16 protein-coding genes are annotated in these 13,774 nt (G+C 63.3%); 7 read left to right on the top strand and 9 right to left on the bottom strand.

Annotation, left to right across the window (positions count from 1 at the left end; genetic code table 11):
• Positions 1 to 39 precede the first annotated feature (39 nt).
• From ACYG9Y_RS19780 to ACYG9Y_RS19755, 6 genes are read left to right on the top strand one after another with little or no spacing between them, the layout of a single operon-like run.
• Positions 40 to 762 (top strand): GntR family transcriptional regulator, encoded by a 723-nt coding sequence (locus ACYG9Y_RS19780; protein WP_023686960.1) that lies wholly within the window; start codon positions 40 to 42, stop codon positions 760 to 762.
• Between the two features lies 1 nt (position 763).
• Positions 764 to 1,252, top strand: coding sequence for a DUF3830 family protein (locus ACYG9Y_RS19775; RefSeq protein WP_023738365.1), 489 nt, complete (start codon positions 764 to 766; stop codon positions 1,250 to 1,252).
• Entirely contained in the window at positions 1,253 to 1,606 is a 354-nt protein-coding gene (locus ACYG9Y_RS19770) for a TIGR04076 family protein (protein ID WP_023738366.1), read from the top strand.
• Positions 1,603 to 2,658 (top strand): aldo/keto reductase, encoded by a 1,056-nt coding sequence (locus ACYG9Y_RS19765; protein ID WP_023738367.1) that lies wholly within the window; start codon positions 1,603 to 1,605, stop codon positions 2,656 to 2,658. Before ACYG9Y_RS19770 ends, ACYG9Y_RS19765 begins: the two co-directional genes overlap by 4 nt.
• Positions 2,655 to 3,083, top strand: coding sequence for a hypothetical protein (locus ACYG9Y_RS19760; RefSeq protein ID WP_023667860.1), 429 nt, complete (start codon positions 2,655 to 2,657; stop codon positions 3,081 to 3,083). Before ACYG9Y_RS19765 ends, ACYG9Y_RS19760 begins: the two co-directional genes overlap by 4 nt.
• Before the next feature lie 36 nt (positions 3,084 to 3,119).
• Positions 3,120 to 4,379: an ABC transporter substrate-binding protein gene (locus tag ACYG9Y_RS19755; RefSeq protein ID WP_023692246.1), complete on the top strand. Its 1,260-nt coding sequence runs from the start codon at positions 3,120 to 3,122 to the stop codon at positions 4,377 to 4,379.
• Between the two features lie 81 nt (positions 4,380 to 4,460).
• On the opposite strand, the gene ACYG9Y_RS19750 is transcribed toward ACYG9Y_RS19755, so the two are convergent.
• Genes ACYG9Y_RS19750 through ACYG9Y_RS19725 form a run of 6 tightly spaced genes read right to left on the bottom strand, consistent with a single transcriptional unit; the run spans position 4,461 to position 9,287 of the window.
• The gene (locus tag ACYG9Y_RS19750) at positions 4,461 to 5,480 is read right to left on the bottom strand and encodes a LacI family DNA-binding transcriptional regulator (RefSeq protein ID WP_031253319.1); all 1,020 of its coding nucleotides are present in this window, start codon (positions 5,478 to 5,480) and stop codon (positions 4,461 to 4,463) included.
• Positions 5,477 to 6,268, bottom strand: coding sequence for a transporter substrate-binding domain-containing protein (locus ACYG9Y_RS19745; RefSeq protein ID WP_023738369.1), 792 nt, complete (start codon positions 6,266 to 6,268; stop codon positions 5,477 to 5,479). The genes ACYG9Y_RS19750 and ACYG9Y_RS19745 overlap by 4 nt, the downstream gene beginning before the upstream one ends.
• Before the next feature lie 11 nt (positions 6,269 to 6,279).
• Complete coding sequence (locus ACYG9Y_RS19740; protein WP_023667864.1) at positions 6,280 to 7,206, bottom strand: isoaspartyl peptidase/L-asparaginase; 927 nt, start codon at positions 7,204 to 7,206, stop codon at positions 6,280 to 6,282.
• Positions 7,207 to 7,208: 2 nt separating this feature from the next.
• Positions 7,209 to 7,943 (bottom strand): amino acid ABC transporter ATP-binding protein, encoded by a 735-nt coding sequence (locus ACYG9Y_RS19735; RefSeq protein WP_023738370.1) that lies wholly within the window; start codon positions 7,941 to 7,943, stop codon positions 7,209 to 7,211.
• A 1-nt stretch (position 7,944) separates the two neighbouring features.
• Complete coding sequence (locus ACYG9Y_RS19730; protein ID WP_023704757.1) at positions 7,945 to 8,616, bottom strand: amino acid ABC transporter permease; 672 nt, start codon at positions 8,614 to 8,616, stop codon at positions 7,945 to 7,947.
• A complete protein-coding gene (locus ACYG9Y_RS19725; RefSeq protein WP_023738371.1) occupies positions 8,616 to 9,287 on the bottom strand; it encodes an amino acid ABC transporter permease in 672 nt (223 codons plus the stop codon). The genes ACYG9Y_RS19730 and ACYG9Y_RS19725 overlap by 1 nt, the downstream gene beginning before the upstream one ends.
• A 178-nt stretch (positions 9,288 to 9,465) precedes the next feature.
• On the opposite strand from ACYG9Y_RS19725, the gene ACYG9Y_RS19720 reads away from it, so the two are divergent.
• Entirely contained in the window at positions 9,466 to 9,624 is a 159-nt protein-coding gene (locus ACYG9Y_RS19720) for a hypothetical protein (RefSeq protein ID WP_245260392.1), read from the top strand.
• 10 nt (positions 9,625 to 9,634) lie between these two features.
• On the opposite strand, the gene ACYG9Y_RS19715 is transcribed toward ACYG9Y_RS19720, so the two are convergent.
• From ACYG9Y_RS19715 to ACYG9Y_RS19705, 3 genes are read right to left on the bottom strand one after another with little or no spacing between them, the layout of a single operon-like run.
• Entirely contained in the window at positions 9,635 to 10,744 is a 1,110-nt protein-coding gene (locus ACYG9Y_RS19715) for an alcohol dehydrogenase family protein (protein ID WP_023738373.1), read from the bottom strand.
• 9 nt (positions 10,745 to 10,753) lie between these two features.
• Positions 10,754 to 12,133 carry an aspartate aminotransferase family protein gene (locus ACYG9Y_RS19710; RefSeq protein WP_023738374.1) on the bottom strand — a complete coding sequence of 460 codons (1,380 nt, stop codon included), beginning with the start codon at positions 12,131 to 12,133 and terminating at the stop codon, positions 10,754 to 10,756.
• A gap of 31 nt (positions 12,134 to 12,164) precedes the next feature.
• Positions 12,165 to 13,658, bottom strand: coding sequence for an NAD-dependent succinate-semialdehyde dehydrogenase (locus ACYG9Y_RS19705; protein ID WP_023738375.1), 1,494 nt, complete (start codon positions 13,656 to 13,658; stop codon positions 12,165 to 12,167).
• Positions 13,659 to 13,774: the final 116 nt, after the last annotated feature.

Here is a 13,774-nt window from a genome sequence, read left to right as displayed (position 1 = left end):
AATTTCATTCGCAAGCCGAAAACGGGGCAAATGCCGGTAATGCAGAAGGCTGCCATCGAAAAGAACAACGAGACGATCGCAGCCCAGCTTACGCCGGTCGGCCGCGAGACGGTGCAGGATCGCGTCTATTCCGAGTTGCGCCGTGCTCTGATCGGTGGCCTTTTCGAGCCAAACCAGGTGCTGACCATCCGTGGTCTTGCCGATGCGCTGGTCACCTCGACCATGCCGGTACGCGAAGCGCTCGGCCGGCTGATCACGGAAAAGGCGCTGGAGGCGCTGCCCAACCGTTCCGTGCGCGTGCCGCCGATCACGCTGGAGCGCATCGACGACCTCCTGCGTGCCCGCTCCCTCATCGAAGGCGAAGCGATCGCGCTTGCCGCCAGGCGCATGAGCCCGCGCCAGATCGCATCGATCGAAGCCATGCTGGGCGAGTGGGACGAGATGCGGGCCCTGAAGCACAAGAAGGATATCGATCGCGAAGCGACGCTCAACCAGAGCTTCCATTTTGAGATCTACCGCTGCTGCGGCTCGGCTGTGCTGATCCCGATGATCGAAAGCCTCTGGCTTCAATCGGGTCCCTGCATCCGCGTCGCCATCTATGCCTTCTCCGAGGCAGGCGAGGTTGATACCGCCCACTATCATCGTCGAATTGTCGCGGCACTTGCCAAACAGGATGCGCAAGCGGCGCGCGAGGCGCTGGTAGCCGACATCAGCCGCCCCTTCGCCTTCCTGCGCGACAAACTTCAATCGGCGAAGGACTGACATGACCAAGCCCGCCATCGGCATCACAGAACCACGCTCGAAGCTTTCCGTGACGGCGCTGCTATTGCCCGAAAAGGCGCCGGAGAATGCCGCCTTCCTGCTGGCGTATCTGGCGCAGCCACGCATCATCCCAGGCATCCATGCGATGTGGACAGGACCGGAAATCTCGTGCCCGGTTCCGTCAGCCGATCTCCAGGGCCAGGCCTATGCCCAGCCTCTGCCACCGGAGAATGCAACGCTGACGCCGCAGCCCGGCGATATCGTGCTGTCCTATGTGCCGCCACGCGTGTGGGGCGGCAATCCCAATGCCATCTTCGATATCGGCCTGTACTACGGGCAGGGGGCGCGGCTGCTGTTCCCGATCGGCTGGCTGGCCGGTAGCGTGGTCGCGCACGTGCTTGCCGGAGAGCGCGATCAGTTTGCCGCCGCCTGCGGCGTCATCCGCCGCAACGGCGCCTGTGACATCACCTTCAGCCTGGTGGAGGCCTGAATGGCCGACGACAGTTTCGAACTCTTCGATCTGCGCGTCGAAGCGGTCATCCCCGAGGGCAGGCCGGTCTATTGCGGCGCCAGGGCCGGCGACTATTTCGAACTCAAGGGCGAAATGCTGTCGCTGCCGGCGGGGCAGGGTTTTTCGATTTATTCGATCTCCGCCGTGTTGCCGCTCCTGGCGGCAAAGCAGCGCCCGACGCATGCAAATGACTGGATGACCTCGGATGCCGAGATCGCCTGTCCCGATCCCAATTGCGCCAGCCGGCTCCGCATTGTCAGGATTGCCAAGCGGCGGTTCAGCCATGCCGAAACCACAGCGGTGCCGCTGCCGAAGGAGACCGACAAAAGATGAGCGCCAGGACGATCGAACTCAGCCCCGGCTATACGATCTCGCGCGTCATCCGCGGCGGCTGGCAGCTCGCCGGTGGCCATGGCGCCGTCGACCGCAGCCAGGCGGTGACCGACCTGATCGCCACTTTCGATGCCGGCATCTGGACCTATGATTGCGCCGACATCTACACCGGCGTCGAGGAACTGATCGGCGCCGCGCGCCTGCGGCTGGCGCGCGATCGCGGTCTCGATGTTGCGGCCAGGATGAAGGTGCACACCAAGCTGGTGCCGGACCTCGAACGACTGGCAAGCATCAGCCGCGACTACATCAGGGGCATCGTCGATCAGTCGCTTCGCAGGCTGAAGACGGAGCGGATCGATCTCGTGCAGTTTCACTGGTGGGATTATGACCAGCCTCGTTACGTCGAGGCGATGGGTTGGCTCGACGAGCTTCGGCTGGAAGGCAAGGTGCGCAATCTCGGCACCACCAATTTCGATACGCCGAGGCTAGCCGAAATCCTCTCCGCGGGCATCCCGCTGGTCAGCCAGCAACTGCAATATTCAGTGCTCGACCAGCGGCCGGCAAACAGCCTTGCGGGTCTTGCCGCTAAGAACGGTGTCCGCTTCCTCTGCTACGGCTCGGTGGCCGGCGGCTTCCTCAGCGACAAATGGCTTGGCGTGGCCGAGCCCTCCACGCCGCTCGAAAACCGCTCGCTGGTCAAATACAAGCTGATCATCGACGACTTCGGCGGCTGGGAGCTGTTCCAGTCCCTGCTCAAGGCGCTGAAAGCGGTCGGCGATCGCCACGGCGTCGACATCGCCACCATCGCCTCGGCATGGGTGCTCGAGCAGCCGCAGGTCGCGGCCGTCATTGTCGGTGCGCGCAACCAGGCACATGCGCTGGCCAATACGAAAATCATGGACGTCGCGCTCGACGCCGACGATCGCGCGCGGATTGCTGCCGCCATCGCACAAGGCACCGGCCTCGCGGGCGATGTCTACACGCTGGAGCGCGACCGTCACGGCCGCCATGGCTCGATCATGCATTACAACCTCAATGCGGGGAAGAAATGAGCGGAGAGCCTTCCCTTTTTTCGCGTGCCAGCGCTGAAATCATCGACCTGCATCGCTTCTTCGTCGACTGGTTTGTCGCCGCGCGAGCCGACGCTGTGGAGTTCGGCCGCTTCGAGGCTGTCATGGGCGAAGGCCTCACCATGGTGGCGCCGAATGGCCAGATCCTCGATCGCGACGCGGTCGTAGATCATGTCCGGACAAGCCGCGCCACTTGCGACGACGGTTTTGCCATATCGATCGAGGACATCAGGCCGGGTTGGCAGGACGCGGACACGATCGTCATCTTCTACATCGAGGCGCAACTGCGCGCCGGCAAACACAGTCGCCGGCAGTCCAGTGCGGTCTTCACCACCAGTTCATCGGCACCAAACGGCGTCGAATGGCGGCATCTGCATGAGACCTGGCTGCAGGCGCCGGAAGGCTGAACAGGCAAAAGTTCAAACAAGAAAAGGGGAACGGCAATGAAGAAGACGATACTTCAAATCACCACAGCACTGGCTCTCGTGACGATGGCCGGCGCCGCACACGCAGCGGACTGCAAGATCACCGTCGGCCTGGTCATGGAGCTCACCGGTCCGGCCGGCGAATACGGCCAGGCCGGCGCGAAGTCCGTCGAAATGGCCTTCCGCGACATCAATGAAGCCGGTGGCGTACGCGGCTGCGATCTCGCAACCGACACGCGCGACAGCCAGAGCCAGGGCAATATCGCGGTCGATGCCGCGACCCAGCTGGTACAGGTCAAGAAGGTGCCGGTGATCATCGGCGGCATCATCTCCTCGGTGTCGATCCCGATTTTGACCTCGGTCACCGGGCCGGCCAAGATCGTGCAGGTGTCGCCGGCTTCGTCCTCGCCGACGCTGACCGCCCTTGGCCGCGACGGCAAGACCAACGGCATCTTCTTCCGCACCATCACGTCGGATGCGCTGCAAGGCGTGGCCGCCGCCAAATACGCCATCGACAAGGGCTTCAAGAAACTGTCGATCATCCATGTCAACAACGACTTCGGCGTCAACATGGTGGCCGAATTCTCGCGTGCCTACAAAGCGCTCGGCGGCACCATCGTCTCCGACACGCCCTATAATGAAAAGCAGTCGAGCTATGCTTCGGAAGTGACGGCGGCGATGGGAGGCGAGCCGGACGGACTCTACCTCGTCAGCACGCCGGTCGACGGCGCAACGGTCGCCCGCACCTGGATATCGCAGGGCGGCGTGCAGAAATTCCTGCTCAATGACGGCATGAACAGCCCGGACTTCATCGAATCCGTCGGCGCCGATTATCTGAAGGATGCCTATGGTACCTCTTCCGGCACCAGCCCGACGGCATCCACCGACTATTTCCTGAAAAACTACAAGGAGTTTTCGGGCATCGAACCGTCGAACCCGGCAGCCGACCGTTCCTATGATGCCGGCGCCATTGTCGGTCTCGCCATTGCCATTGCCGGCTCCGAGGATCCAGCCAAGATCAAGGATGCCATGTACAAGGCGGTCGATCCTGCCGGCACACCGATCTATGCCGGCAAGGACGAGTTCGCCAAGGCGCTCGGCCTGATCAAGGACGGCAAGCCGATCCGCTATGAAGGCGTCATCGGTCCGGTCAGCTTCGACAAATATGGCGACATCACCGGTCCGTTCCGGCTGTGGAAGATCGTCGACGGCAAGGTGACGACCGACGGTGAAATGACAACCGACGACGTCAACGCGCTGCAGGCGAAATTGCAGTAGGCGCCGGTACATTGTCCGGCGCGATCTCCGTTCGATCTCTGGGAGATCGACGCCGGACAAGCAGTCCAACATCGGCGCTAGTTACGCGGTCAAGCGCGAAATCAGCCGGGTCAATATAACGACAGGCGGCTGGCCGGGCATGAAGACCTGCGGATTGGAGAGGGCGCCGACGATATGACCCACATAGTCTGATTTGTCGTAGCCGATTGACGATATCGGGTAGGCGTCGAAATTGGTCAGGGACACATTGTCGAAGCCATAGAGGCGGAAGCGGCTGGGCCGGTTGTCGGGGAAATCCGCCCGGCAGACATCCAGAACACCCATGGCCATCGCGTCGGACGTACAAAAGACCGCATCGGGACAGCCGCGTCCCGTCAGGCCGGCGGCTGCCGCATAGCCCGACTCGTAGGAATAGTCTCCCTGGACCGTCTGCAGCAGTTCAATTCCATGATGCCGGAACGCTTCGAGGTAGTGGCCGATGCGCAGCTGTTCGACCCGCGAGGACGAACGGCCGGTCAGCAGGCTGGCCGTGCGCGCGCGCTTGGCCGCCGCATCCGCCACGGCCTCGACGATGCCGACGCCTTCATCGGGAATGATTGTGGGTGACAGATCGTCATGCAGTCCGTTCAGCATGATGACCAGGTCCGAGCGAAACATGCGCCGCACCGTCGCTGCATCGGCAAAGTCGGAGAACACCACGGCGGCATCGACATGATAGGCAACGCCGTTGCGCAGAAAATCCTCGACCCCTTCCGCCGAGCCGATGCGGATGAGGATGACCTGCTTGCCGATCGACTGGATTGCGTCGAGCAGCCGGTCGAACAGGTCGAGATCTGAAAGGTCGTGAATGTGGTTGACCACGACGGCAACCAGATTGACGGTCTTGGTGGTCAGGCTTTGCGCCAGGAGATTGGGTTTGTAGCCGAGCTGCGCGGCGGCCTGCACGACACGTTCGCGTTTGTCCGCCGAGACCGGTCGCGGTCCGCTCGACAGCGCACGGCTGGCCGCGGCACGCGACACGCCTGCCAGCCGCGCGACATCGGCGATCGTTGCGACGGCGCCTCGAGTGTGCGCCGATCGGTTAACGGTAGTGGGTGTCACCACAGCGGGTTGAGCGCCGGCGGGTTGGAGTCCGGGCCCCACCACTTCTTGTAGGTCGTCTCATAGGTGCCCGACTGGATGAAGTCGGACACGAACATGTCGAGCCAGCGGACGAATTCGGGATCGCCCTTGGCGACCGCGATGCCGATCGGATCGTTGGAATAGAGGCCAGGCAGCGTCACCAGGCTCGGTGTCTTGGTCGCGAGGTAATCGAGCAGCGAGGAATCCTCGATCGCCGCATCGACGCGCTTCTGTTGCAGCTGCAGAACCCCGTCGGGCGCGAACTGGTCGACATAGACGAGCTCTGCTTCCGGCACGGCCGCCTTGAGGAAGGTTTCGCCCGTGGTGCCGCGGCCGACGACAACCTTCTTGCCGGCGAGCCCCTTGAGGTCGGTTATCCCGGCATCCTTCTGGACGATGACGCGCAGCCCGGCCCGGTTGTAGGGGATGGTGAAGTTGACGGTCTTGGCCCGCTCGAGCGTTGCCGAGGTGTTTGCGACCGCGACATCGATCTGTCCCGACACCAGCATGGAAATACGGGCATCGCCCGAGACGTCGACGAACTCGACCTGCACCCCGAGCTTTTGCGCCAGCAGCGTCGCGACATCGACATCGTAGCCGACAGGGTTGTTTTGTGCATCGCGAAAGCCGATCGGCTCGCCGCCGAGCGATACGCCGATGCGAATGGTGCCGCGTGAGCGGATGTCGTCAATCATGCCGGCAAGGGCCGGAAAAGCCGAACCGGCCACGATGGCCAGCGCGGCGAAGGCACGCAGTACGGTTTTCATGGTTCCTCTCCTTATTTTCTAGTGACACGTTTTGCTGCCCGCAATTCGGGTGCGGGCATGGAATCCTTCCAGAGCCAGTAGCGGACCTCGCCCTCGCATCTGAAATTCACCACCTCGTGGTTCTGCTCGGCGTCGACGGCGTGGATGACCACTCCGGCCAGGAAGCCGGTGTCGAGTTCAGCCAGTTCCTCGACCGCCAGCGCGACCGCATCCGACAGGGATCGGCCAAGCTTCATGGCCAGCACGACGGTCCGTGCGGTGGCGCAGCGCATCGTCATCTCGCCGGTATGGGTGCACGCCGCCGCGCCATAGCGGCTGTCGGCGTAAAAGCCTGCGCCGGGAATGGGAGAATCGCCGAGCCGGCCCGGATATTTCCACGCCCAGCCCGAGGTCGAACTCGCGGCATGGACGCCGCGCCGCGCATCCGCCGACAGGAAGACGGTGGTGTCGCGGACCCGCTCGGGATCGGTGATAGTACGGCTGAGCGGCGCCAGATCGATATCGGGGAATTTCGCCAGCTGTTGCGGTGTGAGTTCCTGTTGCAGCCGCTCCCACCAGACGCGCTTGCTGTCCTCGAACAAGACTTCGTCTTCGGCAAAACCGATTTCGCTGGCAAAGCGCCGCGCCCCTTCGCCGGTCAGCATCACATGCGGCAGGCGCTTCATTACCTGCTGCGCCAGGGCAGCGACCGCCAAGGTCCTTGGCACGGCGCCGACTGAACCGACCTCTCTTGTATTGCCGTCCATGACGCCGGCGTCGAACTCCATCTCGCCCAGCATGTTCGGCCAGCCGCCATAACCGACGCTGCGAACCTTGACCTCTTTCTCCACCATGCCGATGCCGGCAACCATCGCGTCCAGGCTGACGGCGCCATCGCGCAGCATTTGCACCGAGGTTTCGAATCCCGGCCATGCTTCGTTGTTGGCTAACAGCAGCATTCCTAGTCCTTGCGCATCTTGGAGAGAAACTGCGCAACCCGCGGCTGCGCCCGGCCGCCGTCCGCGGCGAAGAAACGATCCGTTGGCAGATCGACCACCAGCCTGCCCTTGTCGAGGAAGACGATGCGGTTGGAAATCTCGCGCGCGAATTCGATCTCGTGGGTGACGAACAGCATCGTCGTGCCTTGCGCGGCGAGCTTTGCCAGGATGGCCAGCACCTCGGAAGTCATTTCCGGGTCGAGCGCGCTGGTCACTTCATCGAGCAGCAGATAGCGCGGCTGCATGGCGAGCGCCCGGCAGATGCCGACACGCTGGCGCTGCCCGCCCGACAACTGCGCCGGGTAGGCGTTGGCCCGATCGGCGAGGCCGACGGACTCGAGCAGCTTGCGCGCCAGCGCCTCGGCCTCAGGGCGCGGCATCTTCAGCACCTCGATCGGGGCGAGCGTAATGTTCTGAAGCGCGCTCATATGCGGATAGAGGTTGAACAGCTGGAAGACGGTGCCTGAGCGCTTGCGCGCCTCGGCCAGCTCCTTCGGCTTGCTGACATCGAAATCGTCGACCGTGATGCGGCCCGACTTCAGCATTTCGAGGCCGTTGATGCAACGGATCAGTGTCGACTTGCCGGACCCCGACGACCCGAGGATCGAGACCACTTCGCCGGGCGCGATCGTCAGGTCGACGCCGTCCAGCACAGTGACCTCGCCGAACGCTTTGTGCACGTTTTCGATCTTGAGCATGTTAAAGCCCCCGCCAGGCGCTGTGCGCCCGCAGGCGGTTTTCAAGACGCTCGCCAAGCAGGGCGACCAGCTTTGCCGCGCCATAGTAGAGCAGCCCGACGACGGTCCAGACCACGAACGGCTTCAAGGTTCGCATGTTGAGGATGTGGCCAATCTTGGTCAGGTCGACGACGCCGATGACAGAAATCAGCGACGTCACCTGAAGCTGGTTGACCAGCAGCGCGACGAGCGGGCCGACCGCGAAGGCGGCAGCCTGGGGCGAAACGATATGGCGCAGGACCTGCCACCGGGTCAGGCCGAAGACACGCGCGGCCTCGACCTGCTCGCGTTCGATCGACTCGATCGCCGAGACCGCGATGACATAGACGAATGCCGCGGTGTTCGCCGACAGAGTGATGGTCGCTGCGGTGACCGGCGTCACCCTTATATGCAACAGCGCCGGCAGGCCGAAGAACACCAGGAACAGCTGCACCAACACCGGCGAGTTCTTCAACAGCTCCGACAGGAAGGTGACGACCTGGGCCAGAACCGGCACACGGTAGAACCGCACCAGCGCCCAGCTCAGGCCAATCAGCAGTCCGATCAGAGAGGTGACGAGAAACAGCGCGACGTTGGTGCCGAGACCTTGCGCCAGCAGGATCAGGTCGTAGGAGGTGAAATCGCTGAACCGCATCAGCCGACCGCCTCCATCATGTCCCGATTGAGATGGCGGTGGAGCAGGGTGACGCCCAGCGAAACCAGATAAGTCAGGGCCGCATAGGCACAGAGCAGCACCATATAGACCTCGAAGGGCCGATAGGTCTGCGAGACCACGATCTGGGCTGAGCCGGTGAGCTCGTTGAGCGTGATTGTCGAGAGGATCGAGGACGTAAGGATCATGTTGATGAGCACGGATCCGAGCGGTCGCACGGAGGTGCGCAGCGCAATCGGCAGCACGATGCGGGTGAAGATCTTGCGCCTGGACAGGCCGCTCACTTCAGCGGCGTCGATGATGCCCTGGTCGATGGCGAGGATGCCGGCGCGAATGATGTCGGAGGCATAGGCGCCGCCGGCAATCGAAAGCGCCACGACGCCGGTGGTGAAGGCATCGATGTAAATGCCGAGCTCGGGCAGGCCGTAATAGAAGAAGAACAGCTGGACGATGAACGGCACATTGCGGAAGAGATCGACATAGACGAAGGCGATCCGTCGAAGCAGTGCCGAGGCGGAGGTGCGTGCGATCGCCACCAACGCGCCCATGAAGACGCTTCCTACCAGCGACAGCGCGCAAGCCGCGGCCGTGAGTTCGGCGCCGCGCGCCAGAAAACCCAGATGCGGCAGAAGAATGGACAGGTCGAAATGCACCGGTGGTCTCCAGTGAAACCGGTTTCACTCTTTTGGCTTTCGCCTCGTCTGTCAAGATGCAGGGTCTGGTTGCCGGCCTGTGGCTTGCATTCGTTGCGATGATTCGGTTCGCCTCATATGCGCTATGTTCTCAAGCGCCGACAATTCGCCGCCGGCTTTCAACTCGACGACGCCGCCTATGCCAGTCGCGCGTCGCTGCGATGGCGGCTGGGGCGGCGCCCTCGGTTTTGCCGATCCCGGCGCCGGTGTCGGATTCGGCTACGTCACCAACCGCATGCTGGGTTTCGACGACTCCACGCCGCAAGGTGTTGATGATGCCGTTTACGACGAGCTCTGACGTAGGGGCGTTATGTGCGGATATTCGGGTTCCACATGGCGTCCGGCACGATCACCAGCTTGCCGACGAAGTCCTTGACAATAAAGTCTGCCTGCGCCTTGTGAAAATCGGAGAGCCTGTAGACGCCGCCGACCAGCGGCCGGATTTTCTTCGCTTCGATGTATCCAATGATGCGGCGGAAGTCGGCGCGCGTGCCCTGGCTCGATCCGTGCAGTTGCAGCTGCTTGAGATACATGGTCCTGAGATCGAGCTGCACGACCGGGCCGGCGATGGCGCCGGCGGTGGTGTAGCGGCCTTCAGGTCGCAGGATGCGCAGCAGGTCGTTGAAGATCACGCCGCCGACGAGATCGGCGACCACATCGATCGGCTGGTCGCCAGTGGCTTCATTCACGGCGGCGGGAAGATCGGCAACCCCACGGGTAATGACCGCTTCGGCGCCGATGTCGCGCACCGCCTGCTCCTTGCCCTTGCCGACGACCGCATAGGGAATGGCGCCGCGCGCCCGCGCCAGCTGCACGATGCCGGAACCGACGCCGCCCGAGGCGCCGGTGACCAGCACGCGTTCGCCGGCTTTCAGCCCGGCGCGCTCCAGCATCTGTTCGCCGGTGAGGTAGGCGCAGCAGAAGGTGGCGAGTTCGACGTCGCTCATGTCAGTATCGACGAAATGCGCATTCTCGCCCGGCACCGCCTGGTACTCGGCGTACCCGCCGTCGCGACCGTGGCCCATATAGTCAATGTCGGCGAGGGAATCGTCGTCGCGGTTGTAGATCGAAAAATCGACCATTACCCGTTCGCCGATACGGCCCGGGGAAACGCCTTCGCCGACGGCAGCGATGGTGCCGACCGTGTCGGTGCCCTGGATGCGCGGGAAGGTAAGCGTGTTGCCTTGCCGCCGCCACGTCGACACGGCGGCAGCGTCCTCCTCCGTGCCATAGGCGCCTTGGCGTACCCAGACATCGGTGTTGTTCATACCGCAAGCGCTGACCCTGACCAGCACCTCGCCGGCGGCAGGCACAGGCACTTTCACATCGCTGCGATAGACGAGCTTTTCCGGTCCGCCATGCCCGGTGAGCAGCACGGCGGCCATGGTGGCGGGGAGGGTCTTGGTCATGGCATTCATGGGTCGATCTCAGAGATTGGAAAACACGCTGTTGACGGCATCGGCGGTTTTCGAAACGACGATGTCGGCTTCCTCACGCGTCAAGCAGAGCGGCGGCGCGAAGCCTAGTATGTCGCCCTGCGGCATGGCGCGGCCGATGACGCCGCTGGCGGCAAGTGCTGTCGCCACTTGCGGCCCGATCTTGAGCGAGGCGTCGAAGAACACCCGGTCGTCCTTGTCGGCGACAAATTCGACTGCCGCCAGCATGCCATCGCCGCGCACGTCGCCGACATGTCTGTGGCCGCCGACAGCCTTGGCGAGTTCGGCGCGGAAATAGGCGCCGGTCTCGCGGGCATTTGTCACCAGGTCCATCTCGTCGATCAGTTCGAGATTGGCGACGCCGGCGGCAACGCAGATCGGGTGCGCCGCATAGGTCCAGCCATGGCCGAGCGAGCCAAGCTTGTCGGAGCCCTGCACCAGCACCTGCCACATCTTGTCGGCAACGATGACGCCCGACAGCGGTGCATAGGCCGAGGTCAGGCCCTTGGCGATGGTGATGAGGTCTGGCTTGATGCCGTAATGGTCGGAGCCGAACATGGTGCCCAGACGGCCGAAGCCCGTCACCACCTCGTCGGCGACCAGCAGCACGTCATACTTCTTCAGCACCGCCTGGATCTTCTCCCAGTAGCCGGCCGGCGGCGGCACGATGCCGCCAGTGCCGAGAATCGGCTCGCCGATGAAAGCGGCGACGGTTTCGGGACCTTCAGCCAGGATCATCTCCTCAAGCTTGTCGGCGCAATGCTGCGAGAACTGCTCCTCGCTCATCGAGCGGTCGGCGCGGCGGAAATAATAGGGCGCCTCGGTGTGCAGGACCGGTGCGCGCGGCAGGTCGAACGCATTGTGGAACAGGTCGAGCCCGGTCAGTGATCCCGTCATCACGCCCGAGCCGTGATAGCCGCGCCAGCGCGAGATGATCTTCTTCTTCTCCGGCCGCCCAAGCACGTTGTTGTAGTACCAGATCAGCTTGATGTTGGTCTCGTTGGCATCCGAACCCGAGAGGCCGAAATAGACCCTCGACATGCCCTTCGGCGCGCGGTCGATGATCATCTTGGCCAGTGTGATCGAAGCCTCGGTGCCGTGGCCGACATAGGCGTGGTAATAGGCGAGGTTCTTCGCCTGGGTGGCGATGGCATCCGCGATCTTTTGGCGGCCATAGCCGACATTGACGCAATAGAGACCGGCAAAGGCATCGATGCTCTTCTTGCCATTGTTGTCCCAGACGGTGACGCCTTCACCGCCGGCCATGATGCGGGTCGGGCTCTCGCCCCGCGCATGCGTGCCCATATGGGTCGAAGGATGGAAGAAATGGTCGCGATCCCAGGCGTTGAGTTCGTTGGACTGGTCGAGCATTTTTTGACTCCTTGAGAGATGGCCGGACGGACTATGTGACGTCCAGACAGAGGTACTTCAGATCGGTGAAAGCTTCGAGCCCGTGGCGCGAGCCTTCGCGGCCGATGCCGGATTGCTTGACGCCGCCGAAGGGGATCGGCGCTCCGGTGATCTTGACGCGGTTGATGGCGACCATGCCGTAGTCGAGCGCGCGGCCCATACGTTGCTGGCGGGCGCCATTCTCGGTAACGACATAGGCGACGAGGCCATATTCTGTGGCGTTGGCACGGGCGATCACCTCGTCCTCACTGTCGAACGGCGTGACTGCGGCGACCGGCCCAAAGGTCTCCTCGCGCATGATCAGCGCTTCGTCGCTGACATCGGCCAGCAACGTCGGCTGGTAGAACAGCGGCCCGGCCTGATGCCGCTTGCCGCCGGTGAGGCAGCGCGCGCCACGAGCGATGGCATCGGCGACCTGCTCTTCGACCTTTGCGACGGCACGCTCATGCATCAGCGGCCCGATGTCGATCTTGTCGGTAAGGCCGTTGCCGGTGCGCAGCGCCTCGATACGCCTGGCAAAAGCGGCGCAGAAGCGATCGTAGATCGGGCGCTGGACGTAGATGCGGTTGGCGGCGAGGCAGTCCTGGCCGGAGGTGGCGAATTTGGCATCGATGGCGATGCTCACCGCCTTGTCCAGATCGGTATCGGCAAAGACGATCAGCGGCGCGTGGCCCCCAAGCTCCATCACCAGCCGCTTCATCGTCGGCGCGCTTTGCGCCGCGATCAGCCGGCCGATCTCGGTCGAGCCGGTGAAGCTTATGGCGCGAACGCGCGGGTCCTCGCACATGCGACCGACAATGGTAGCAGCCTTGCCGGTGATGACATTGAAGACGCCGGCGGGCAGGCCGGCGCGCTCGCCGAGTTCAGCCAGCGCCAGCGCCGACAGCGGCGTCTCCGAGGATGGGTGTGCGACGATGGTGCAGCCGGCGGCGAGTGCGGCGGCCGCCTTGCGGGTCAGCATCGCCGCCGGAAAATTCCAGGGCGTGACGACGCCGACAACGCCGAGCGGCTCGCGCCGCACCATCATCTCGGCATTCGGCAGATGGCTGGTGACGCTCTCGGCGTTGAGGCGCTTTGCCTCTTCGGCATACCATTCGACGAAAGAGGCGGCATAGTCGATTTCGCCGAGCGATTCCTGCAGCGGCTTGCCCTGTTCCAAAGTCATCAGCAGGGCAAGGTCGTCTTTCGCCGCGATGATCAGCTCGAACCATTTTCGCAGAATTCTCGACCGCTCCTGCGGCAGCAGTGACCGCCAAGCCGGGAAGGCACGCGCGGCGGCACCGATTGCCCTTGTCGTTTGCTGCGCATAGAGCGCGGCGACAAACGCGACCGTCGCGCCTGTGGCCGGATCGGTGACTTCAAAGCTTTCGGCCGCTTCGCTCGCGGTCCAATGCCCATCGACATAGGCAAGCTCGCGCAGCAGCCGGCGGTCGGAGAGGCGGTCGAGCGCCTCATGGCGATGCGAGCGGGCAAAATGCGCGGACATGGTCGAGGCCTCCCGGTTCGGACGATGCGGGAAGACTATCCGTCACATGCAGACAGAGAGACTGTTTCGACGCCCTGAAGGAGAGAGACTCTCTCTATTGTGCCGTCCCGACAGAC

The organism is Mesorhizobium sp. W050, assembly GCF_054719535.1.
This window is presented reverse-complemented; position numbering and strand designations above follow the sequence as displayed.